We start from the raw sequence: 21,422 nt of genomic DNA, 5'->3' as shown, positions 1-21,422 counted from the left end.
CGGGTCGGGACGCCGGCTCGTGGCCTCACTCGGTGCGGATGCCGTCCGGCCGGGTCAGCCGCCACAGCGCCGGCAGGCTGAGCCCGGTGACCAGCAGCACCACCGCCGCGCCCAGCCCGGTGGAGATGCCCAGCGCCGGCCAGGAGACCGTGACCGGCGCCTGCACCATGCGCAGCAGCACCGCGCCCAGCCCCAGCCCGAAGGCCACCGCCAGGACGAGCCCGATCGCCACCGGCACGGCGGTCTGCCACAGCACCGACCAGCTCAGCGTGCCGCGCCGGGTGCCCACCGCGACCAGCATCGCCAGCAGCCGGCGGCGCTCCCGTAGCTGCTCCAGCACGCCGACCAGCATGCTGGCCCCGATCAGCAGCAGGGTGACCGCCGCGCCGACGTAGAGGCCGCGCCGGATGTTGACGAACTGGGTGGCCTGCGTGGTCCCGGTCAGGGTGAGCACCGAGGCGAACGGGTCGACGCCGGCGGCGACGTTGCGGACGTGCTCCAGCGCGTCCGGCCGGTCGGGCGCGAGCCGCAGGTACGCGTCCGCGCGCAACGGGCCCAGCCGGGCGGCGTCGACCGCACCGGGGGTGGCCAGCACGCTGGTCTGCGCGTGGCCGGCGGGGCCGGGACGGATCGGCGCCTCCCGGGTGTCCCGGGGGATCTGCCAGGCCGACCCGTCGACGTCCGGCACCGTGACGGTGGCGCCCGGCCGGATCTCCGCCTGCGGCGCCGTGGCGTCGCGGACCAGGAAGACGTCGCCGTCGGCGCACCCGTCGAGCCGGGCGAACTCGGCCAGCGCGGCGCAGTCGCCGACCCGCAGGTCGACCAACGTGCCGCCCCCGGCGGCCCCGACGACGGTCCGCAGGGTGGCGTTGCTGCCGGTCACGCCGGGCGCGGCGGCCAGCCGGCCCAGCGCCGCGGCGGCGTCGGGGCGGGCGGGGAACTCCACCTGCACCTGGGCCCGGGAGGTGTCCTGCCCGGTGGCGACGGTGAACCGGTCGGAGACGCCGGCGAAGAGCATCTGCAGCCCGATGGTGCCCGCCACCGCGACCGCGATGCCGTTGACCAGGCGCGCCGAGGTGGCGCTGTCGAGCTGGATGCGCCGCACCGCGAGCTGCCACGGCACGGGACCGCCGCGCAGCCGGCGTACCAGCAGGTCCGTCAACCAGGGCAGCAGGGTGACCACGCCGATCAGCAGCAGCACCGCACCGGCCGCCGTCTGCTGCTCGGCGCCCAGCGGGGCGACACCGGCGGTGCCGGCCAGCAGCAGCCCGAGCCCGGCGGCCGGCAGCAGCAGCCGCCACGCCAGCCGGCGGCGCACCGGCGTCGCGCGCCGGGTCACCCCGAGCGGCTCGACGAGCACGGTGCGCATGGACACCAGGGTCACCACGACGGCGAGCGCCGGCACCGCCACCACCACGGCGGCGACCAGCGGCAGCGGCGGGCGCACGTCCGCGGCGTACACGCTGAGGTCCATCAGGGTGACCAGCGGCACCACCTGGCGGCCGAGCGCGAAGAGCGCGCCGCCGACCGCGACGCCGAGCAGCGCGGCGGTCGTGGCCTCCCCGGCGGCGATCCGCCGGACCATCGCGGCGTCCGCGCCCACCAGCCGCAGCGCGGCCAGCCGCCGGTCGCGGCGTTCGCCGCCGAACCGCACCGCCGCGCCGAGGAAGACGGCGATGGGCAGCAGCAGGACGACGAAGATGACGACCACCAGCACCATCAGCACCGGGCCGAAGCCCTCGCCGGGCATCCCGCCGCCGAACGCGTCCAGCCGGATCGCGTCGTCGTCCGCGCTCAACCGGTCGCTGCCCAGGTAGAAGGCCAGCTCCCGAGGGCCGGCCAGGCCCTCGTCGCCGATGACCCCGGTGACCCGGGCCCCGCCCAGCCGGGGTGCGAACAGCGCGCCGTCGGCGGAGTCGAGCAGGTCGCGCAGCGCGGGGGAGACCACGACCTCGCCCGCGCGGGGCAGCGTCGCCACGCCCGGCGGCGCCGGTGCGGCCGCCCCCTCGGCCTGCAGCATCCGGCCCCGCACGGGCTGCCCCCGGAACGCGGTGTCGACCTGCCGGAGCAGCAGCGTGTTCGCGGCGGCCGGGATCGGCGCGCCCATCCGCAGGTCGTCGCGGGCGTCGCCGCGCGCCTCGCGGGCGTTCAGCGCGCCGGGCACCGCGGCGGCGAGCAGCAGCATCGCCACCCCGACCCCCACGCCGACCGCCGTCAGCACCGCCCGCAGCCAGCCGTCGCGGCCGCCGGTCAGCACCATGCGGGCGCCCATGGCCAGGTCGGCCGCGCCGTGGCGCAGCCTCGTCACGCCACGACCTCCAGGTCGCGGGTGCGGCCGTCGCGCACCACCACCTCCCGGTCGGAGTACGCGGCGACCCGCGCCTCGTGCGTCACCAGCACCACCGCCGCGCCGGTCTCCCGGGCGGCAGCGGTGAGCAGCCGCATCACCCGCTCGCCGTTGAGCGAGTCCAGTGCGCCGGTCGGCTCGTCGGCGAAGACCACCCGGGGGCGGGTGACCAGCGCCCGGGCGACCGCCACCCGCTGCCCCTGCCCGCCCGAGACCTCGCCGGGCCGTTTGCCGGCCACCTCGGCGACCTCCAGGCGGTCCAGCCACTCGGCGGCCCGGCGCTCCGCCTCGCGGCGGCCGACCCGGTCCAGCCGCAGCGGCAGCGCCACGTTCTCCAGGCAGGTCAGTTCCGGCACGAGCTGACCGAACTGGAAGACGAAGCCGAACGACTCCCGGCGCAGCGCGCTGCGCTCGGCGTCGGTGAGGGTCGCGAGGTCACGGCCGGCGAAGAGCACGCGGCCGGAGTCGGGCCGGACGATGCCGGCGAGGCAGTGCAGCAGGGTGGACTTGCCGGAGCCCGAGGAGCCCATCACAGCGAGCACCTCGCCCTCGTGGACGCGCAGGCTGGCGCCGGCGAGCGCCCGGGTGGGGCCGAAGGAGCGGTGCAGGTCCTCGGCGACCAGCAGCGGCGCGGTCACGACCGGACCGCCGCGGCGAGGTCGTCGAGACGGGCGGCGGTCAGCTCCAGCCAGCGCAGGTCGGCCTCCAGGTGGAACAGGGCGTGGTCGCAGATCAGCTGCTCGGCGAGGTCGCCGTCGCGCTTGCGGCGGGTCAGCTCGCGCATCAGCCGCAGGTGCTCGCCGCGCTGCACGTCGAGCAGGTCGGCGGCGGAACGGCCGGTCAGCAGGGCCAGCACCACCTTGGTGTAGAGGATGCTCTGCAGGTACGGCTCGGGCTTCTCCGCCCGGGCCAGCCACTGCCCGACATCGGTGACGCCGGCTTCGGTGATCGCGTACCGCTTGCGCTCCGGGCCCTCGCCGGGCTCGACCGCCTCCACCTCCACCAGGCCGCTGCGCAGCAGGCGGGAGAGGGTGGCGTAGACCTGCCCGTACGCGAGCGGGCGGGCGTGGCCGAAGCGCTCGTCGTAGAGGCGTTTGATGTCGTAGCCGTGGCGGGGGGTGGCCTCCAGCAGGCCGAGGAAGGTCTGTCCGATCGACATGTCGGGCACTATACACATCACGTATACGCGGTGTGTATACCGGTAGGGTGTGGCGGTATCCGTCGCATGGGAGGTCACGTGTTCGCCCTGTCCCTGACCGAGGACGTCGAGATGCGTCCCCTCGAACCCTGGCGGGCCGAGGAGTTCCTCGCCCACCTGGACCGGGCCCGCGAGCACATCGCGCCCTGGGTGTCGCCGGCGTTCGTGGCCACCGACCTCGACTCCGCCCGGGCCGTGCTCCAGCGCCACGCCGACCGGTGGGCGCGCGGCGCCGGCGGCATCTGGGGCCTGTGGCGACAGGGCACCCTGGTCGGCGGGGTCCTGTTCGTCTCGCTCGACACGGCGACGGGCGTCTGCGAGGCGGGCTGTTGGTTGGAGCCCGCCGCCGAGGGTCACGGGCTGGTCAGCCGGGCGGTGGAGCGCATCGTCGACTGGGCCGTCGAGGAGCGGGGCATCCACCGGGTCGAGTGGCGCACCAACGCCCGCAACGCCCGCAGCATCGCCACCGCCAAGCGGCTGGGCATGCGCCACGACGGGACGCTGCGCGAGGTCTACCCCGGCCCGGACGGGCGGATCGACCTTCAGGTGTGGTCGGTGCTGGCGCCCGAGTGGCGGGCCCGCCGGTCAGACGTGGTCGAGCACCGCGTCGAGTGAGCGGGGCACCCGGTCCGGCTCCAGCGCGCGCACCAGCAGCTTGGCGTACGCGCTCTTGCGGCCGGACCGGGTGCCGGGAAACCCGCGCAGCTGCCTCCGGGTCGCGCGGCGAGGCCGGTCAACTGCCGTCGTCGAGGTGTGCCGGCCTGACCGACCACTGTGCCTCGACCGCCGACCGCGCCGGACTCCGTGCCAGCACTCACTCGTCCCCGAGGGTGGCGACGAGCAGGTCGATGCCGCCGAGCCGCAGCAGCAGCCCCGAGCAGTACCCGGTGGACGGCTCGACCAGCACCGCCGCGCGGTTCAGCCGCTCGCCCACCCCGGTGGCCAGCAGGTCGGGCCGGCGCGCCGGACCCACCCGGACCTCGCCGTGCTCCGCCATGTCGTACGGCCCGTGGGGATCGGTGACGTCGAGCAGCAGCTCCTCGCTCCGGCCGTGCAGCCGCGTCGGCGGGCGGTCGGCGAAGTGCAGCCAGGCGTACAGCAGGCTCCCGGCGTCGCCGTCGCGTCGCCCCTCGTACCAGTGCCGGGCCTCGGTGACCCCGTCCAGCCGGAGGCCGATCCGGTCCCGCAGCCAGACGGCGACCAGCTCGGGATCGCCGAAGCCGTCGTAGCCGCGGCGGACCGGATCGCCGCCGGCCGCTCGCCACACCGCACGAGCGGCGGCCTCGTGAACGTCGCCCACGCCGGTGTCGACCGCACTGGCCCGGATGTCCGTGACGACCACCCGCAGGCGGCCGTCGTCGCCCAGCGCGTGCAGCCCGGTGCGGGCACCCAGTTCGGCCTCCCGGCGCTCCGTGGGCATGCCGCCGGCCGTGCGCGACACCGTCACCTCGGCGCTCGCCGCCGGCTCCACCTCCACGGTCACCGCCGCGAACCGGCACCACCGCGCGGTCTGCCGGGCCAACCGGTAGGTCCCCGTGGTCACCCGTCGCCTCCCCCCGTCAGTCGTCGGCCACCGTCGTCTCGCGGCTGGCTCAGGCGGCATCGGGGCGCGCCGCCGAGCCGGGGTCAGCGCCGGCCCTCGCGGCGCTTCAGCGTGCGCTCGTAGTCCTGGAACCGCGCCTTGGCGATGACCGAGCGGTCCGCGGCGCGGAGCACGAGCCCCTCGGACCGGCCGGCCGGCCCGTCCAGGGCCACCGTGGTCCGCGGCAGGTGGTCGACGAGGAACGTGTGGGTCTTGTCGATCTCGCGCGGCAGTTCCCCGGCGGCGACGGTGGCGAGGCGGGGCACGGTCGCCAGGCCCAGCGCGTCGGCCCGCGCGACGAGGTCGGTCTCGCCGAGGAAGCGCTGGCCGCCGCCGTCGCGCCAGGCCGAGATCCGCTGGGCCGGCCAGGAGAGCATCGGCGCGGGGTCGTCCAGCACCGCCACGTCGAACAGCCGGTGCCCGACCTGGCGGCTGGCCGTGTAGTGCCGGGAGGCGGCAGTCACCTTGCCGCCGTACACCTCGAGGTAGAAGACGGTGACCCGGTCGTCGGCCGCCGCGCCGGTCAGCCGCTCGGCCACGTCGCGCAGCGCGTCGACGATGCCGAGCGCCGGGTTGCCGATCAGGTCGCCGCGCGCGTACAGCAACTCCTCCCGGCTGCCGATCAGGTACGCGCCGTCGGGCAGCACGACGATCCGGGCGTTCGTCCCGTCGATCTTCTCGGTGAGGGTGACCGGCCCGGTGAACTCGACGCACTCCGCCAACAGCCCGCCGTCGCGGGGGTCGAGGGCGTGGTAGGTCGGGATCGACGGGTACTTGGTCAGCGAGTTGATGGCCCGCAGGTCGACCGTCCGGACGTCGAGGCTGGACACGGCATCCTCCTGGGTGGCAGGTCCGCCGCACCGGGCTGCGGCGCGGCGCTGGGCGGGCAGCGTAACCGCCCGCGACGGGGCGCCTCGCGGCAATTTCCGATCCGTCGCGTCCACCTTGGACCGTCGGCGGGCGGAAATGTCGTACCCGGCGGCGACCATCCATCCATGGCTGTCCCCGCTCTCACCCCGCACACCGACCAGCCGCGTTCGGTGCCGCTGCGCGAGGCGCGCACCCGGTTCACCCAGCTCGTCGCGCTGGCCGAGCTGACCGACGCCGTCACCGTCGTCACCCGCGACGGCGATCCCCGACCGGTCGCCGCGATCGTGCCGGCCGCCGCCGCCCGCACGGCCGCCCAGGCCCGCGCCGACGCGGACCGCCTCGCCGCCGTGACCGCCGGCTGGGCCCGCCGGCTCGACGAGGCGCACCGGCGCAGCAGCCGGCGGCACTCCGCCGAGCTGCGCGCGGTCACCGCCGCCCTCGCCGAGGCGTGGGCCGAGCTCGACCGCCGCGTCCGGCCGGGCAGCGACCCCGACCTCGCCCGGCTGCGCGCCGCCCACGCCGACCTGCTGGCCGCCGACCCCGCGCCCTGACGCCGGCGGCCCCGCGCCGTGTCGCCGGCGGCCCCGCGCCGTGACAACTGGCGGCACCGTACCGTGACGCCAGCGCCGCCGTGACGCGCGGCGGCGCCGTGTCCCGCTGGCGTCGTCAGACGGCCGGGTACGCGTGGGTCTCCGCCGCCTTGACGGCGGCCCAGACCGGCTGCCCCGGAGCCAGCCGGAGCTGGGCGGCAGCGGCCGGAGTGACGTCCGCTGCCACCTCGACCGGCCCGTCGAGCCGCACCCGCAGGTTGTCTCCGTGCCGCTGCACCCCGGCCACCGTCGCCGCCCAGGTGTTGCGCGGGCTGCCCTCCGGCCGGGACGGGTGCAGGGCCACCGCCGACGGCCGGAAGGCGACGAACGCGTCCCCGACGATCCGGTCGGCGACGGTGAGGGTCAGCCCGTCGGCGACCCGGACGCGGTGCCCGTCGGCGCGGCCCCGGTGCAGGTTCAGCCCGACCAGCCGGGCCACGTAGTCGGTGCGGGGCCGCGCGGTGACCGTCGCGGCGTCCCCCTCCTGCACCACCCGTCCCTCCTCGACGATCACCAGCCGGTCGGCCAGCACCAGGGCGTCCAGCGGATCGTGGGTCACCAGCAGGGTGGCCCCCGGGTGCGCGGCGAGGTGCCGGTGCAGCTCGGCCCGGGTGTCCAGCCTGGTGCGTGCGTCGAGGGCGGCGAGCGGCTCGTCCAGCAGCAGCAGCGCCGGCGCGACGGCGAGCGCGCGGGCCAGCGCCACCCGCTGCGCCTGCCCGCCGGAGAGCTGCCGGGGCCGGCGGTGGGCGTGCTCGGCCAGGCCGACCCGGTCCAGCCAGGCGCGGGCGGTCTCCCGGGCGGTGCGCCGGTCGGCGCCGTGCCGCCGCGGCCCGAACGCCACGTTGTCCAGGGCCGTGAGGTGCGGGAAGAGCAGGTAGTCCTGGAACACCACGCCGACGGGTCGGCGCTCCGTCGGCGTCCAGGCGCGCCGTGCCGGCCGGTCCAGGTCGACGCCGTCGAGGGTGAGGTGGCCGGCGGTCAGGGGGAGCAGGCCCGCGAGGGCCCGCAGCGCGGTGGTCTTGCCCGCGCCGTTGGGGCCGAGCAGCGCGACGACCTCGCCGGCGGCGACCCGCAACGGCACGTCGAGGCGGAATCCGCCCCGGTCCACGACGAGGTGGGCGTCGAGCAGGGGCGCGCTCACGGGCTGGTGATCCAGCGGTCGCGCAGCCCGGCCAGGATGGCCACCGAGACGGTGAGCAGGACGAGGCTGAGCACCACGGCGGCCTGCACGTCCGTCTCCAGCGCCAGGTAGACCGCCAGCGGCATGGTCTGCGTCCGGCCGGGATAGTTGCCCGCGAAGGTGATGGTGGCGCCGAACTCGCCGAGCGCCCGGGCCCAGCACAGCACCGCCCCGGCCGCCAGGCCGGGGGCCACCAGGGGCAGGGTGACGTGGGTGAACGTCGTCCACCGGCCCGCGCCGAGGGTCGCCGCCGCCTCCTCGTACCGGCGGTCCGCGCCGCGCAGCGCGCCCTCGACGGCGATGACGAGGAACGGCATCGCGACGAACGCCTCGGCCAGCACGACGCCGGCGGTGGTGAACGGCAGGGTGATCCCGAAGGTCGCGTCGAGCCAGCCGCCGAGCAGCCCCCGCCGGCCGAAGACCAGCAGCAGCGCCACCCCGCCGACCACGGGCGGCAGCACCAGCGGCACGGTGACGAGGGCGCGTACCAGGCGGCGGCCGGGAAACTCGACGCGGGCCAGCAGCCACGCCAGCGGCACCCCGAGCAGCAGGCAGAGCAGGGTGGCGAGGGTGGCGGTCAGCAGGGACAGCCGCAGCGCGGTGAGCACGCCCGGCTCGGTGAGCCGCTGCGGCAGGGTGGCCCACGGCGTACGGGCCAGCAGCCCGACCAGCGGCAGGACGAGGAACGCCAGGCCGAGCACGGCCGGCAGCAGCAACGCGACCGGCACTCCGGCGCCCCGCCGTCGCCGCACGCCGTCGGTCCGCCTCACGGCGCCTGGAAGCCGGCCTCGGTGAGCACCGTCCGCCCTCGCTCCGAGCGGACGTACGCGACGAAGGCCCGCCCGCCGTCCCGGTTGGGCGCGTCCCGCAGCGCCACGATCGGGTAGTCGTTGACGGCGCGGGCGGACTCGGGGAACTCGACGGCGGTCACGTCGGCCGCGGCGGCCAGCGCGTCCGTGCGGTAGACGAGGGCCGCGTCGACCTCGCCGAGGCGCACCTTCGACAGCGCGCCCCGGACGTCCTGCTCCAGGGTGACCGGGGTGAGGCTGACCGAGGCGGCGTCGAGCGCCGTGCGCGCCGCCGCGCCGCAGGGCACCTGCTCGGCGCAGAGCGCGACGGTCAGCCCGGGGCGGGTCAGGTCGGCCAGCCCGGTCACGCCGCGCGGGTTGCCCTTCGGCACGGCGACGACGAGCTGGTTGCGGGCGAAGACGGCGGGGTCGCCGTCGGCGTTGCCGGCCTCGGTGACCGTGGCCATGTTCCGCGTCGCCGCCGCGGCGAACACGTCGGCCGGCGCGCCCTGGTTGATCTGGGCGGCCAGCGCCGAGCTGCCGGCGAAGTTGAAGACCACGGTGGTGCCCGGGTGGGCCGCCTCGAAGTCCCGGCCGAGCCGGGTGAACGACTCGGTCAGCGAGGCCGCGGCGAACACCGTCACCGTGCCGCCGACGCCCGTGCCGCCGGCCGGGCCCCCGGCGGCCGAGCCCTCGCCGCCGCAGCCCGCCAGGCCCGCGAGGGCGAGCACCGCCGCCACCGTACGCAGCCAGCGCCGGCCCGGGCGTCCGGGCCGTGGCCGAGGTGTCGCCGTCACGATGTCTGCCTTCCCTTGCTGCTGGCCGGGGTGGTGGCCCGTTCCACCACCACCGTGGTCGACTTGATCACCGCGACGGCCAGCGAGCCGACCCGCAGGTCCAGCTCGTCGACGGCCTCCCGGCTCATCAGCGAGACGATCCGGAACGGCCCGGCCTGGATGTCGACCTGCGCCATGACGGTGTCCTTGACGACGTTGACCACGATGCCGCGCAGCCGGTTGCGGGCCGAGGAGGAGTCCGACCGCTCGTCGGGGTCGGCGGCCTGCCCACGCGCGAACGCGGCGAGGTCGACCCCGTCGATCACCCGGTGCCCGTGCTCGTCGCGGCCGGCGGTGAGCCGGCCGGCGTCCACCCACCGGCGCACGGTGTCGGCGCTGACCCCGAGCAACTCGGCCGCCTCGCCGATGCGGAACGTCGTCACCGGCCCATCCTAACCATCCGGCAGATGCGATGAGTTGGCCCGCTCTGCCCTCGCGATTGCCGCCTCCTGGGCAGATGGCCCTGGCGTTCGCGAGAGGCGGCACGCATCACCCGGGGCGTCGACACGGGCGGTGTCGGTCGCTTTCCGTACTGTCGCGGCGGTGCGGCGTGGACCACAATGGAGGGCTCGCGCGGGCGGCGACCGGGAGGCCGAGTTGGGTCAGGACAAGGAGACCGGCGGCGACTCGCCGGGGCTGCCGGCCGTGGCGGCGGCGTCCGGTGGCATGTCGCGGTCCCGGCAGGTGCGCCTGGCGGCGCTGCTGCTCCTGCTGGTGGTGGTCGCGGTCGCCGCGGTGCGGGTGATCGTCGCCAGCGGCCCGCCCACCTGGGACGAGCTGCGCGAGCGGGCCGGGCTGACCAACCGCGACAGGCTGCTCATCGGGGTGAAGGACGACCAGCCCGGGGTGGCGCAGAAACTGGAGAACGGCGCGTTCGAGGGCTTCGACATCGACATCGCCTACATGATCGCCGAGGACCTGGGCTTCGACGCGCCGGAGGTGACGCTGCTGCCGATCGAGAGCGAGGACCGGGCCCGACGGCAGGCCCGCGACACCGACGGCAGCTTCGTCACGGTCGACCTGGTCATCGCCTCCTACAGCATCACCGAGGAGCGCCGGGACCAGGGCGTGGTCTTCTCCTTCCCCTACCTGGAGACCGAGCAGTCGGTGCTGACGCGGGCGTCCGACCGCCGGCAGGTCGCCAGCCTGCGGGACCTCGACAAGGCGAAGGTCTGCACGCTGGGGACGTCCACCTCGGAGCAGCGCCTGCGCGAGGCGGGCGCGAACCCGATCGGTCGCAACCGGATCAGCCAGTGCGTCCAGGCGCTCTACGACGGCGAGGTCGACGCCGTCACCACCGACGCGGCGATCCTGGCCGGCTTCGTGGGCCCGCGTCCGCCCGGCGAGCTGCCGCCGGCGACGAAGCTGCTGCGGCGTACGGAGTTGCGGCACTGGGACATCGGCGCGGACGCGGCGGAGAAGTGGGGGGTGAACACGGGGCCCAACCCGGCGATGCGGGACCTCGTCAACCTCTCCCTCTACCAGTCGGCGAAGGGCCCGGACGGCGACCGGTGGAAGGCGGCGTTCGACCGCTATCTGGCCTCGGAGCAGCAGTACAGCAACCCGCAGCAGGTGGCGGTCGGCCGGCAGCCGGAGCCCGAGGAGAAGGTGGAGGTGCGGCAGTGGCCGTGGGAGAGATGGGCGCTGCCGTCTCCGAGCCGGCCGCCGTCGGGCGTCCGGACCGCCGCCCGGGCACGAAGCAGGCGCAACAGGCGCAGCAGTGGCTGCTGACGCTGCTGCCCGCGTTCCCGGTGCTGCTGCTCGTGCTGCGGCTGTGGCGGCTCAGCCGGCAGGACATGCCGACGATGCTGCTGCTGGTGCAGTACGTCAGCCCGCTCGGGCTGCTCAGCGCCCTGCTGATCGCGCTGGTGTGGGCGTTTCCGCTCGTCGTGCTGGTGCTGGCCGTCCTCGGCCGGCTGCTCCAGGTCAGCGCGCCTGACCGGTTCGACCCCGAACGCTCGCTGCTCGCCTACGGCACCGTGCGTACCCCCGGCTGGGTCCTGGTGGCGGCGATCGCGCTGGCGGCCCTCACCTGGCAGTTGCGGTTCCTGCCGCTGCTGTTGATGCTCGCCCTCTGGCTGCTGGCGCTGCGGACCCGGCTGCGCCACCCGGACCGGCCCCGCCGGCTCCTGGTCACCGGCCTGCTGCTGCCCGTCGTCGCGGGGGCCGCGAGCTACGCGTGCCTGGCGCCGGCCGTCCTGGCCGCCGCCCGGCACGGGGAGCTGGCCACGGCCCTGCTGCTGGTCGTGCCGCCGCTGGGGGCGGCGGTGCTCACCGGCCCGGTGCCGCGCCCGGTCGCCCCGGCGCTGACCCGCACCCTGGCGTACGCGGTGGCGGCGGTGGTGCCGCTGGTGATGGGGGTGGTCTTCCTGCGGGTCCCGCTGCTGCCCGCCGTCGCCGTGGAGGTCGGCGCCGAGTCGGGCCCGGCCCGGGAGGTGGTACGCGGCCAGGCGGTCACCGTCACCGACCGGATGACGATCGTGCTCGACGCTCGGGGCGAGGTGCGCTTCCTGCCCAACGACCTGGTACGCGGCCAGCGGCTCTGCCCCGACCCCGGGCGGATCCCGGTCAGCCGGGTCGACGTGTACGGCTGGCCGGTGGAGGAGACGGCGCTGGACTGGATGATCCCCCGGCAGCCGGTGGGCCGGCCGGACCCGCGCTGCCTCGGCCGCCTGCCGGCCCCCGGTCCCGCCGCCCCGCCCGCGCCGCCCTCCCCGGGCCCCCGCTGACCCGACGCGGGCTGCGTGTCCGCGGCCTGTCCGTCGACCGGCGGGCGGAACGGCGTCCCGTCCCGCCCGCGGTCGCGCGACCGGGCGGATCAGCAGTTGCGCAGCTCGGGGGACTGGTTGAGCAGCTGGCCCCGGGCGGAGACGAACCGCCGGTAGGCGTCGGAGTCGACGGCGGCCGGGCGGAACGCGGCGACCCGGTGGCAGTTCTGGAACGCGAGCTTCACCTGGAAGTGCCGCTCCAGCCCGGCCCGGATGGCGTCGCTGGCGAGCGCCCGCAGCAGTTGGCCGCGCTCGGCGTCGCCGGGCGGCGGGATCACGTTGTCGGCGTGGTCCGTGCCGGTGGACTCCAGCTCGGCGACCACCCGGCTGACGGTCTGCCAGGCGTACGGCAGCGAGTCGCGGACGCAGGCGATGAACTCGGTGTCGTCGACGGGGCCGCGCTCGGCGGCGTCGAGCAGGGCGGGGGAGACGGTGAGAGACATGCTTCTCCTCGGGCTCACTGATAATGACTACGATTGCCATTACCGACTCGCGTCGAGCAGACCACGGGCGGCGACGCCCCGTCAAGCACCGACAGGCGCGCCGCGGCGACGCAGCGTGACGTGAGGGCACCGCAGGCGGCGAACCAGGGAAGAGGTGGTGGCGGCGGTCAGCCCCGCCGGGTGGTGCGGCCCTTGAGGCGGCGGCCCAGCTCGCGGGCGATCTCCCGGTCGGCGTCCCGCGCGGCCAGCGCCTGCCGCTTGTCGTACGACTTCCGGCCCTTGGCCAGGGCGAGTTCGACCTTCGCCCAGCCGCCCGCGAAGTACATCGACAGCGGCACCAGGGTCAGCCCGCCCTCGCGGGTCTTCTCCAGGATCCGGGCGATCTCCACCCGGCGCAGCAGCAGCTTGCGGGTCCGTCGGGGCGCGTGGTTGGTCCAGCTGCCGAAGCCGTACTCGGCGATGTGCAGGCCGTGCAGCATGAGCTCGCCGTCGTGTTCCTGGGCGAACGCGTCGACCAGCGACGCCCGGCCCTCGCGCAGCGACTTGACCTCCGTGCCGGCCAGCACGATGCCCGCCTCGTAGGTCTTCAGGATCGTGTAGTCGTGCCGCGCCTTCTTGTTCGAGGCGATCAGCGTGCGCTCGGTCTGCCGGCCCGCGTTCACCCGGTGGAGGATATCCGCCCGGCGCCCCGGGCGACGGGCCCGGTGTTTCGTTCAGAGCCGGCGGGCCTCCCCGGCCAGGCCGGCGAGCAGGCGGGCGACCGCGGGCGGGTGGTGCCGCCTGGCGGCGGTGGCCGCGTACACCCGGCGGGCCGGCGCGTCGTCGGCGTGCAGGCGCAGCAGGGCCAGGTCGGCAGGGGCGGCCCGGACCGCCAGCGCCGGCACCAGCGCGACCCCGAGACCGGCCGCCACGCAGCCCAGCTTGCCGGTCCAGTCGGCGGCGACGATGTCCACCCGGGGCCGGAAGTCGGGCGGCATGGTGGCGCGCATCAACGGGTCCTCGCCGCCGGGCGACCCGGCGACGAACGGGTCGTCGGCCAGCTCCGCCAGGCGCACCGTGCGGCGCCGGGCCAGCCGGTGCTGCCGGGCGACCGCGACCAGCAGGCGCTCGTCGAGCAGGTGGTGCAGGTCGAAGCGCCCGGGGTCCAGCGGGCGGTCGGGCGGCGCGCTCACCACGGCGACGTCGGCGTCGCCGGCGAGCAGCAGCTCCAGCAGGTCCGGCGTCCGCCCCTCCACCACCGACAGGGCCACCCGCGGGTGCGCGTCCCGGAATCCGGCCAGCGCGCGCGGCACGAGGGCCGCCATCGCGGTCGGGAACGCGCCCACCCGCAGCCGGCCGCCACCCAGCCCGCGCAGCGCGTCGAGGTCCCGGTGCGCGGTGGCCAGCCGCTCCAGCACCGCGTCGGCGTGCGGCAGCAGGCACCGCCCCGGCTCGGTCAACGCGACGCCGCGCGGAAGGCGGTCGAACAGCGCCACCCCGAGGTCGGCCTCCAGCGCGGCGACCTGCCGGGAGACCGCCGACTGCGTGTAGCGCAGCTCGCGGGCGGCGGCCGTGATCGAGCCGTGCCGGGCCACCGTCCGGAACACCTCCAGGGCCAGCGGCTGCATCCCGCGAGCGTACGTGAACCCATGCACCACCCGCATGGCGGCCATCGGAAAGATTCGTTGGTCGCATGGCAGCGCGCTGCCTACGGTTTCCCGCATGACGAAGATCGCCGTACTCGGCACCGGGCGGATGGGGGCGTCGATCGCCCTGCGCCTGCTCGACGCCGGCCACCAGGTGACGGTGTGGAACCGCACCGCCGCCCGCGCCGCCCCGCTCGGGCAGGCCGGCGCGGACGTGGCCCGGACGCCGGCCGGGGCCGCCCACGACGCCGAGGTCGCCATCACGATGCTCACCGACGCCGCCGCCGTCGAGGCGGTGCTGTTCGGGCCGGACGGGGCCGTCCCGGCCCTGCCACCGGGCGCCTGCCTGGTCGAGATGTCCACCATCGGCCCAGCCGCCGTCCACGACCTGGCGACGCGGCTCCCCGCCACCGTCGACCTCGTCGACGCCCCGGTGGGCGGGAGCGTGGCCGCCGCCCGCGCCGGCCGGCTGCGCGTGCTCGCCGGCGGCACCGACGCCGCCGCCCGGGTCGCCCCCGTCCTGGCGGCGCTCGGCGCCGTACGCCACTGCGGCGGCACCGGCAGCGGGGCCGCGCTGAAGCTCGTGCTCAACACGGCGCTGCTCGTGGCCCTCGGCGGGCTGGCCGACACCCTCGCGGTCGCCCGCGCCGTCGGCGTCGACCCGGCCGCGGCCCTCGACGCGCTGGCCGGCGGTCCGCTCGGCGGCGTGCTCGGGCGGGCCGCCGCCCGCGACGCCGACTTCCCGGTCGCCCTCGCCCGCAAGGACCTCGACCTGGCCCGTGCCGCGCTCGGCGCCACCGCGGCCCCGCTGGTCCGGGCGACCCGCACCGTGCTCGACGCCGCCCCCGACCCGACCACCGACATCGCCACCCTCGTCAGCCTGGAGCGCTCGTGAACCTCACCCTCGACAACCCGCCCGCCGTCGCGGCGCCGTTCGGCGACCGGTTCGCCCACGTGGCCCGCCTCGACCTGCCCGGCGGCGCCCTGCTGGTGCTCGCCGGCCAGGTCGCCGTCGACGACGCCGGCCACCTGGTCGGGCCGGGCGACATCGTCGCGCAGTCCGAACGGATCTTCGAGATCGTCGGCGGCGTGCTGTCGGCCCACGGCGCGGGACTGGCGGACGTGCTGCACATCCGGACGTTCCTGACCGACCTCGGCGACCTGCCCGGGTACGCCTCGGTCCGGCGTCGGCTCTTCACCGCCACGCCCCCGCCCGCCAGCACGACGGTGGAGGTGAACCGCCTCTTCCTGCCGGGCGCGTTGATCGAGGTGGAGATCACGGCCGCCGTCACCGGCCCGGGCGCCGCGGCCTGATCCATGCCGGCCCGGTCACCTCCGGCGGTGGCCGGGCCGGCGTGCGTGGTCGCGGGCACCCGGGGCCGACCGTAGGGGCCGGGCGTCGCCGGACCAGCCGGGCGGTGGCGCGGGCCGGCCCCGCGACACGCCGTTAGCACGCTCGTTCGACACGCCGAACACGTGGAGACATCGTGCGATCGCAGCCAGTAGTCTCGGGCGGTCCTCGCCGGTCGGACGCGTCACGGCCACCCCGCCCGGCGGGGGCATCCGGTCAGCCCCGCCGCCCGAGGAGCGTCCGTGGAGTCGATGACCCGCCAGCGCCGGCCGTCCGGGGAGGACGACCACCCCGACGACGCCTCCGCCACCGCGCTGCTGCCGGAGCTGGAGGACGCGGACTGGATGCACCACGCGCGGGAGTTCGCCCACACCAGCTTCTGGGCGGTCGCCCGCCGACTGCCCCGGCTGGTCCGGGAGGCGGTCGCGCTGGCCTGGTCCACCAGCCGCCGGGACACCGTCGCCTCGATCGGCCTGAACGTCGCCGCCGGGGTGATGACCACCTTCGGGCTGCTCGCCACGACCAGCGTCCTGCGCGAGCTGTTCACCGCCGGGCCCACCCCGGACCGCGTCCGCGCCGCGCTGCCGGCGCTGACCCTGGCGGCGGCGGCTGTGGCGGCGCGGGGCGGGCTGACGATCGCGGCCGGCTGGGCGCAGGCCCGGCTGACGCCCCAGATCAACTACGAGGTCGAGCTGCGGCTCTTCGAGGCCACCACGGCGGTCGACCTGGCCGCGTTCGACGACGCCGGTTCGCCGAGGAGATGGACCGGGCCCGGGACCGGGGCATGGGCGAGGCGGCCTACATCGTCGACCACACCGTCAACCTGGTCACCGGGGTGGTGGGGATGCTCGCCACCGCGGTGGCGGTGACGGTGATCCAGCCGGTGCTGCTGCCCTGCCTGCTCCTCGCGGCGGTGCCGCAGGCGGCCACCGCCGTCCGGATCGCCCGCCGGCAGTATCTGGCCATGCTGGCCAGGATCACCCGGCAGCGGCGGATGCGGATGCTGGCCCAGCTGATGGCCAACCGGCACACGGCCGCCGAGGTCCGGTCCTACCAGATGCGCGACTTCCTGCTCGCCGAGTACCGCGCCATGATGACCGTCGAGACCCGCGCCCACCTGCGGCTCGTCCGGGCGCAGACCACCACCCGGGTGGCCGGCGCGACCGCCGCGGGCCTCGCCACCTTCGGCGTCTACGCGGTCCTCGCCGCGCTGCTGCTGAACGGCATGGTCGCGCTCGCCGCCGCCGCGACCGCACTGTTCGCCCTCCAGTCCGCCCGCACGAGCCTCAACGTCGCGGTCCTCGCCACGAACTCGCTCTACGAGGACGCCCTCTACTACCAGGACTACCGCGACTTCCTCGACCGGGCCGGGGCGCGGGTCCCGGCCGGCGGCGGGCGGGCGGTGGACGGGTTCGACGCGGTCGAGTTGGACCGCGTCAGCCTGCGCTACCCGGACACCGAGCGGCCGGCCGTCGACGAGGTCAGCCTCACCGTGCGGCGCGGCCAGGTGGTCGCCCTGGTTGGCGAGAACGGCTCCGGCAAGACGACCCTGGCCAAGCTCATCGCCGGGCTCTACCGGCCGACCGGCGGCGCGGTCCGCTGGGACGGGGTCGACGCCCGCGAGCTGGATCCGCGGGCCACGGGCGGACACGTGGCGGTGATGACGCAGGACTGGTGGAAGTTCCCGTTCACCGCCCGGCAGAACATCCGCATCGGCCGGCACGACCGGGCGCCCGAGCGGCCGGGGCCCAGCGTGCACGACGCCGCGCGGGCGGCGGCCGCGCACGACATGATCGCGGGCCTGCCCTTCGGGTACGACACCCTGCTCGACCGCGAGTTCAAGGACGGACAGGACCTCTCCGGCGGGCAGTGGCAGCGGCTCGTCGCCGCGCGGGGCCTCTACCGGCACGCCGCCCTGTTGATCTGCGACGAGCCGTCGGCCGCCCTGGACGCGCGGGCCGAGCACGCGCTCTTCCAACACCTGCGTCGCCGTCCCGACCGGGCCGTCGTGCTGATCACCCACCGGCTGGCCAACGTCCGGCACGCCGACCAGATCTTCGTGATGGAGCGGGGCCGGCTCGTCCAGCAGGGCACCCACGACGAGTTGATGTCGGCCGACGGCCTCTACCGGGAGCTGTTCGACCTGCAGGCCAGCGGCTACCTCGCCCGTTCCCCGGCGGCCGACGACGGCCTGCCCCGCTGACCGGCCGCCCCGCCGTGGCCGTACGGTCCGCCGGCCGGCGGCCCGACGTCGGCGGCGCGGCGCACCGGAGACCGACCGGCGGTCCGGGTGGCTCCCGTGTTGACTTCCAGCGCACTCGAATTCCTAGCGTGGCCCGGACGCCCGGCGGACCCACGCCGGGCGCGGCGACACGAGGAGCACGAGCATGCGTTACCGCGTCCTGGGCGGCACCGGCATCGAGGTGAGCGTCCACGCCCTCGGCACGATGATGTTCGGCGCGGTCGGCAATCCCGACCACGACGACTGCGTCCGGATCATCCACGCCGCCCTCGACCGCGGCGTCAACCTGGTCGACACCGCCGACATGTACTCGGCCGGCGAGAGCGAACGCATCGTCGGCCGGGCGCTGCGAGGCCGCCGGGACGACGTCGTGCTCGCCACCAAGGTGCACTTCCCGATGGGGGAGGGGCGCAACCGGGGCGGCAACTCGCGACGCTGGATCCTGCGGGCCGTCGAGGACAGCCTCCGCCGGCTCGACACCGACTGGATCGACCTCTACCAGGTGCACCGCCCCGACCACACCACGGACATCGAGGAGACCCTCGGCGTCCTGAGCGACCTCGTCCGGGCCGGCACGATCCGGGCGTTCGGCTGCTCCACGTTCCCGGCCGAGGAGATCGTCGAGGCGCAGCACGTCGCCGAGCGGCGCGGCCTCGGCCGGTTCCGCACCGAGCAGCCGCCGTACTCGATCCTGGCCCGGGGCATCGAGGCCGACGTGCTCCCGGTCTGCCAGCGGTACGGCATGGGGGTGCTCGTCTGGAGCCCGCTCGCCTCGGGCTTCCTGTCCGGCCGCTACCGCCACGGCCGCCCCGTCGACCTGGCCGCCGGCCGACCCGCGCTCACTCCGGCCCGGTTCGACCCGTCGATCCCCGGCAACGCCGCCAAGTACCAGGCGGTCGAGCGGCTGGTCGAGCTGGCCGGGGACGTCGGCTGCTCGCTGCCCGAGCTGGCCGTGGCGTTCACCGTGGCCCACCCCGGGGTCACCTCGGCGATCCTCGGGCCGCGGACGATGGAGCAGCTCGACGGGCTGCTCGCCAGCGCCGCGCTGACCCTCGACGACGCCACGCTCGACCGGATCGACGAGATCGTCCCACCCGGCACCGACCTGTACGCCCCGGACGGCGTCTGGCGCCCGCCGGCGCTCACCGACCCGGCCCGCCGTCGCCGCCCGACCGCCGACCGGCCCGCCGCCTGACCGCCGGCCTGCCCGCCCAATCGCCTGGCGCGGATCATGCTCGGGGAGGCAGACTTCGGGGGTGGATCATCGGGCGATGGTGGGGCTGAGCAAGCGGATGTCCCTGGCGTTGCGGCACCAGCCCGCCCGGTTCGGCCTCGTGCCCGACGGGGCCGGCTGGGTGCCGGTCGACGACCTGCTCACCGCGCTGCGGGTCGGCCGCGTCGACCTCGACGCCGTCGTCGCCGGCAACGACAAGCAGCGTTTCGCCGTCGAACGCGGCCCCGACGGCGTCGAGCGGATCCGGGCCAACCAGGGGCACTCCATCCCGGTCGACCTGGGGCTCACGCCGTGTCCGCCGCCGGCGCGGCTCTACCACGGCACCAGCAGCGTCGCCCTCGACTCCATCCGGGCGACCGGTCTGCACCGGGGCGGCCGGCACCACGTCCACCTGTCACCGGACGTGGCGACCGCCCGGCAGGTGGGCGCCCGCCGGCGGGGAGACGTGGTGATCCTGACGGTGGACGCGGCGGGGATGGCCCGCGACGGGCACGCCTTCTACCGCAGCGCCAACGGGGTCTGGCTCACCGACGCGGTGCCCGCCCGCTACCTCGCGGTCTGACCGGCCACGCCCCGAGCCCGACCGAACCGGCGCCGATGGTACGGGCCCGGTCAGGCCGCGCGTCGGTGCCGGCCCGGGTCAGGTAATGCGGTGCCGGCCCGGGTCAGGGTAACGCGGTGCCGGCCCGGGTCAGGCCGCCCGCTGCGCGAGGAAGTCGGCGAGCACCCGGGTGTGGGTGGAGAAGGCCAACTCCGTCGGCTGGGTGAGCACCAGCCACTCGGTGGCCTCCTCGGTGGGTGCCGAGGGCGGCAGCGCCTCGGCCCGCTGCTCGGGCAGCTCCCCGAAGACCATCATCGTGCCGCCGGCCGGGGCGCTGTGCACCGCGAAGAGGCGGGCGTCGGCGGCGTCGGCGCGCAGGCCGGTCTCCTCCCACAGCTCTCGGACCAGGGCCTCCTGCCACTCCTCGCCGTACTCGATGAAGCCCCCCGGCAGCGCGAGCAGGCCGCGTGCCGGCTCGATGTCCCGGCGGACGACGACCACGCCGAGGCCCGCGTCCGTGCGGACCGGCAGCACCGCCACCGCGACGGGCAGCGGGTTGCGCCAGACGGTCTCGCCGCAGGCCGCGCAGACCCGCGGCCATCCGGCCGCCGCCGGGTAGGCCACGCCGCAGAAGGAGCAGTGGGAGTACGCGGCGGCCGTCATGCCGCAGGACGTTACCCGCCCCGCTCCGGAGCCGCCCGGCAGCGGTCCCGCGGTCACGAACCGCCCGCGCGGAGGGCGTCGCGGGCGTCCATCAGGGCGAAGCCGAGCAGGTTCGCGCCCTGCCACGCCTGCGGATCCTCCGCGCGCGGATCGTCGGCGGCCAGCCCGATGCCCCAGACACGGTCCACCGGGCTGGCCTCCACGAGCACCCGCTCGCCGGTGGCCAGCAGGAACGCCCGCAGGCCGTCGTGCTGGCCGAACTTGGCGACGCTGCCCGCCACCACGATGTCGTAGCGCCGGGCCGCCCAGGTCGCCTCGTCGAAACCGCGCACGCGGCGGCCGAGCGACTTGGCGCGGTGCGGGTGCCCGGCCGCCAGGACCTGGGCGGCGACGTCCGCGTCGCCGAACAGCATCGCCTTGTGCCACATCATCCAGTGCTCGGCGGTGGCATACGTCCGGCCGCCGTCGCGGAACGGGGCCGGCCACCACTGGCTCAGGCAGCCGGGCCCGACGCCGCCGTCGCGGCGCGGCCGGTGGCCCCAGAAGTGCAGGTAGCGGACCCTCTCGCCGGCCTGCGTGGCGGCGACGAGGGCGGCGACGGATCGCGGCGACATGCCGGAGAGTCTGCCCGACGGCTCCGACAGAACGCCGCACGTTTCTCCGGGGCGCCCTCAGCGGTCGCCGTCGTCGTCGGGCGCGTCGCCGGGCCGCCCGCGTAGCCGCCGTTCGCGCATGCCCCGGGCGAGCTCGGTCGCGAGGGCCTGCAGGGGCGGCGTCCAGAACCGACGGAAGTGGTCGAGCCACTGGTCGACCTCCCGCAGGGGCCGGGGGTCGACGGCGTAGAGCCGTCGGGTCCCCTCCGCGCGCACGGTGGCGAAGCCGTTGTCCCGCAACACCTTGAGGTGCTGCGAGACGGCGGGCTGGGAGATCCCGAACTCGCGCCGGATCACGTCGCACAGCCCACCGGCGGTCATCTCACCGTCGGTGAGCAGTTCGAGGATGCGGCGCCGCACCGGGTCGCCGAGCACATCGAAGGCGTGCACCCGTCATTTATATCAACTTCAACTTAATTAGGCGAGACCTGATGAACGCGGGTCGGTGTCGGAGACGCGACCCCAGGTCGTACGCCCGGGCTGCCCTGACCGCGACCAACCGCGCCACCCC

25 protein-coding genes are annotated in these 21,422 nt (G+C 76.0%); 10 read left to right on the top strand and 15 right to left on the bottom strand.

Annotation, left to right across the window (positions count from 1 at the left end; genetic code table 11):
* Positions 1 to 25 precede the first annotated feature (25 nt).
* Genes ACZ6Q9_RS26455 through ACZ6Q9_RS26445 form a run of 3 tightly spaced genes read right to left on the bottom strand, consistent with a single transcriptional unit; the run spans position 26 to position 3,506 of the window.
* Entirely contained in the window at positions 26 to 2,308 is a 2,283-nt protein-coding gene (locus tag ACZ6Q9_RS26455; protein WP_396829867.1) for an ABC transporter permease, read from the bottom strand.
* Complete coding sequence (locus ACZ6Q9_RS26450) at positions 2,305 to 2,985, bottom strand: ABC transporter ATP-binding protein (RefSeq protein ID WP_396829869.1); 681 nt, start codon at positions 2,983 to 2,985, stop codon at positions 2,305 to 2,307. The genes ACZ6Q9_RS26455 and ACZ6Q9_RS26450 overlap by 4 nt, the downstream gene beginning before the upstream one ends.
* Entirely contained in the window at positions 2,982 to 3,506 is a 525-nt protein-coding gene (locus tag ACZ6Q9_RS26445; RefSeq protein WP_393266538.1) for a PadR family transcriptional regulator, read from the bottom strand. Before ACZ6Q9_RS26445 ends, ACZ6Q9_RS26450 begins: the two co-directional genes overlap by 4 nt.
* Positions 3,507 to 3,584: 78 nt before the next feature.
* Between ACZ6Q9_RS26445 and ACZ6Q9_RS26440 the strand changes: the two genes are divergently transcribed.
* A complete protein-coding gene (locus ACZ6Q9_RS26440) occupies positions 3,585 to 4,160 on the top strand; it encodes a GNAT family N-acetyltransferase (RefSeq protein ID WP_396829870.1) in 576 nt (191 codons plus the stop codon).
* Positions 4,161 to 4,359: 199 nt separating this feature from the next.
* Here the strand turns inward: ACZ6Q9_RS26440 and ACZ6Q9_RS26435 are convergent, their stop codons facing one another.
* Both ACZ6Q9_RS26435 and ACZ6Q9_RS26430 read right to left on the bottom strand, forming a co-directional pair.
* The gene (locus ACZ6Q9_RS26435; RefSeq protein ID WP_396829871.1) at positions 4,360 to 5,088 is read right to left on the bottom strand and encodes a hypothetical protein; all 729 of its coding nucleotides are present in this window, start codon (positions 5,086 to 5,088) and stop codon (positions 4,360 to 4,362) included.
* An 83-nt stretch (positions 5,089 to 5,171) separates the two neighbouring features.
* A complete protein-coding gene (locus ACZ6Q9_RS26430) occupies positions 5,172 to 5,957 on the bottom strand; it encodes an RNA ligase family protein (protein ID WP_396829872.1) in 786 nt (261 codons plus the stop codon).
* Positions 5,958 to 6,122: 165 nt separating this feature from the next.
* On the opposite strand from ACZ6Q9_RS26430, the gene ACZ6Q9_RS26425 reads away from it, so the two are divergent.
* Complete coding sequence (locus ACZ6Q9_RS26425) at positions 6,123 to 6,548, top strand: type II toxin-antitoxin system Phd/YefM family antitoxin (RefSeq protein WP_357701938.1); 426 nt, start codon at positions 6,123 to 6,125, stop codon at positions 6,546 to 6,548.
* 115 nt (positions 6,549 to 6,663) lie between these two features.
* Here the strand turns inward: ACZ6Q9_RS26425 and ACZ6Q9_RS26420 are convergent, their stop codons facing one another.
* The 4 genes from ACZ6Q9_RS26420 to ACZ6Q9_RS26405 are packed head-to-tail and all read right to left on the bottom strand — an operon-like array spanning position 6,664 to position 9,774.
* Positions 6,664 to 7,728: an ABC transporter ATP-binding protein gene (locus ACZ6Q9_RS26420; protein ID WP_393266527.1), complete on the bottom strand. Its 1,065-nt coding sequence runs from the start codon at positions 7,726 to 7,728 to the stop codon at positions 6,664 to 6,666.
* Complete coding sequence (locus tag ACZ6Q9_RS26415; protein ID WP_350707271.1) at positions 7,725 to 8,537, bottom strand: ABC transporter permease; 813 nt, start codon at positions 8,535 to 8,537, stop codon at positions 7,725 to 7,727. Before ACZ6Q9_RS26415 ends, ACZ6Q9_RS26420 begins: the two co-directional genes overlap by 4 nt.
* Entirely contained in the window at positions 8,534 to 9,304 is a 771-nt protein-coding gene (gene modA, locus ACZ6Q9_RS26410; RefSeq protein ID WP_393450167.1) for a molybdate ABC transporter substrate-binding protein, read from the bottom strand. Before modA ends, ACZ6Q9_RS26415 begins: the two co-directional genes overlap by 4 nt.
* A gap of 44 nt (positions 9,305 to 9,348) precedes the next feature.
* Complete coding sequence (locus ACZ6Q9_RS26405; RefSeq protein ID WP_393266523.1) at positions 9,349 to 9,774, bottom strand: TOBE domain-containing protein; 426 nt, start codon at positions 9,772 to 9,774, stop codon at positions 9,349 to 9,351.
* Positions 9,775 to 9,988: 214 nt separating this feature from the next.
* On the opposite strand from ACZ6Q9_RS26405, the gene ACZ6Q9_RS26400 reads away from it, so the two are divergent.
* Together ACZ6Q9_RS26400 and ACZ6Q9_RS26395 are read left to right on the top strand one after the other, a co-directional pair.
* The gene (locus ACZ6Q9_RS26400; protein ID WP_393448507.1) at positions 9,989 to 11,122 is read left to right on the top strand and encodes a transporter substrate-binding domain-containing protein; all 1,134 of its coding nucleotides are present in this window, start codon (positions 9,989 to 9,991) and stop codon (positions 11,120 to 11,122) included.
* Entirely contained in the window at positions 11,014 to 12,120 is a 1,107-nt protein-coding gene (locus ACZ6Q9_RS26395) for a hypothetical protein (protein WP_393448510.1), read from the top strand. The genes ACZ6Q9_RS26400 and ACZ6Q9_RS26395 overlap by 109 nt, the downstream gene beginning before the upstream one ends.
* Before the next feature lie 89 nt (positions 12,121 to 12,209).
* On the opposite strand, the gene ACZ6Q9_RS26390 is transcribed toward ACZ6Q9_RS26395, so the two are convergent.
* The 3 genes from ACZ6Q9_RS26390 to ACZ6Q9_RS26380 form a co-directional block, all read right to left on the bottom strand.
* Positions 12,210 to 12,602 (bottom strand): SCO5389 family protein, encoded by a 393-nt coding sequence (locus tag ACZ6Q9_RS26390; RefSeq protein ID WP_393266516.1) that lies wholly within the window; start codon positions 12,600 to 12,602, stop codon positions 12,210 to 12,212.
* Positions 12,603 to 12,769: 167 nt separating this feature from the next.
* Entirely contained in the window at positions 12,770 to 13,264 is a 495-nt protein-coding gene (gene smpB, locus ACZ6Q9_RS26385; RefSeq protein ID WP_396829875.1) for an SsrA-binding protein SmpB, read from the bottom strand.
* Positions 13,265 to 13,315: 51 nt separating this feature from the next.
* On the bottom strand, positions 13,316 to 14,209 hold the full coding sequence (locus ACZ6Q9_RS26380; protein ID WP_396829876.1) for a LysR family transcriptional regulator: 894 nt from the start codon (positions 14,207 to 14,209) through the stop codon (positions 13,316 to 13,318).
* Positions 14,210 to 14,303: 94 nt separating this feature from the next.
* Between ACZ6Q9_RS26380 and ACZ6Q9_RS26375 the strand changes: the two genes are divergently transcribed.
* The 6 genes from ACZ6Q9_RS26375 (at position 14,304) to ACZ6Q9_RS26350 (ending at position 19,616) form a co-directional block, all read left to right on the top strand.
* Positions 14,304 to 15,122, top strand: a complete 819-nt coding sequence (locus ACZ6Q9_RS26375) for an NAD(P)-dependent oxidoreductase (protein WP_396829878.1) — start codon at positions 14,304 to 14,306, stop codon at positions 15,120 to 15,122.
* A complete protein-coding gene (locus ACZ6Q9_RS26370) occupies positions 15,119 to 15,541 on the top strand; it encodes a RidA family protein (RefSeq protein ID WP_393448519.1) in 423 nt (140 codons plus the stop codon). Before ACZ6Q9_RS26375 ends, ACZ6Q9_RS26370 begins: the two co-directional genes overlap by 4 nt.
* A 279-nt stretch (positions 15,542 to 15,820) precedes the next feature.
* Entirely contained in the window at positions 15,821 to 16,447 is a 627-nt protein-coding gene (locus tag ACZ6Q9_RS26365; protein WP_466021439.1) for a hypothetical protein, read from the top strand.
* On the top strand, positions 16,339 to 17,781 hold the full coding sequence (locus tag ACZ6Q9_RS26360) for an ABC transporter ATP-binding protein (RefSeq protein ID WP_466021438.1): 1,443 nt from the start codon (positions 16,339 to 16,341) through the stop codon (positions 17,779 to 17,781). The genes ACZ6Q9_RS26365 and ACZ6Q9_RS26360 overlap by 109 nt, the downstream gene beginning before the upstream one ends.
* Positions 17,782 to 17,965: 184 nt before the next feature.
* Complete coding sequence (locus ACZ6Q9_RS26355) at positions 17,966 to 19,015, top strand: aldo/keto reductase (protein WP_393266505.1); 1,050 nt, start codon at positions 17,966 to 17,968, stop codon at positions 19,013 to 19,015.
* A gap of 61 nt (positions 19,016 to 19,076) precedes the next feature.
* Positions 19,077 to 19,616: an RNA 2'-phosphotransferase gene (locus tag ACZ6Q9_RS26350; protein WP_393266502.1), complete on the top strand. Its 540-nt coding sequence runs from the start codon at positions 19,077 to 19,079 to the stop codon at positions 19,614 to 19,616.
* A gap of 129 nt (positions 19,617 to 19,745) precedes the next feature.
* Here the strand turns inward: ACZ6Q9_RS26350 and ACZ6Q9_RS26345 are convergent, their stop codons facing one another.
* Genes ACZ6Q9_RS26345 through ACZ6Q9_RS26335 form a run of 3 tightly spaced genes read right to left on the bottom strand, consistent with a single transcriptional unit; the run spans position 19,746 to position 21,301 of the window.
* On the bottom strand, positions 19,746 to 20,258 hold the full coding sequence (locus ACZ6Q9_RS26345) for an NUDIX domain-containing protein (RefSeq protein WP_396829881.1): 513 nt from the start codon (positions 20,256 to 20,258) through the stop codon (positions 19,746 to 19,748).
* A 53-nt stretch (positions 20,259 to 20,311) separates the two neighbouring features.
* Positions 20,312 to 20,872, bottom strand: coding sequence for an NADAR family protein (locus ACZ6Q9_RS26340; RefSeq protein WP_396829882.1), 561 nt, complete (start codon positions 20,870 to 20,872; stop codon positions 20,312 to 20,314).
* Between the two features lie 57 nt (positions 20,873 to 20,929).
* Complete coding sequence (locus tag ACZ6Q9_RS26335; RefSeq protein ID WP_357461723.1) at positions 20,930 to 21,301, bottom strand: ArsR/SmtB family transcription factor; 372 nt, start codon at positions 21,299 to 21,301, stop codon at positions 20,930 to 20,932.
* Positions 21,302 to 21,422: the final 121 nt, after the last annotated feature.

The organism is Micromonospora sp. NPDC049139, from assembly GCF_055586845.1.
This window is presented reverse-complemented; position numbering and strand designations above follow the sequence as displayed.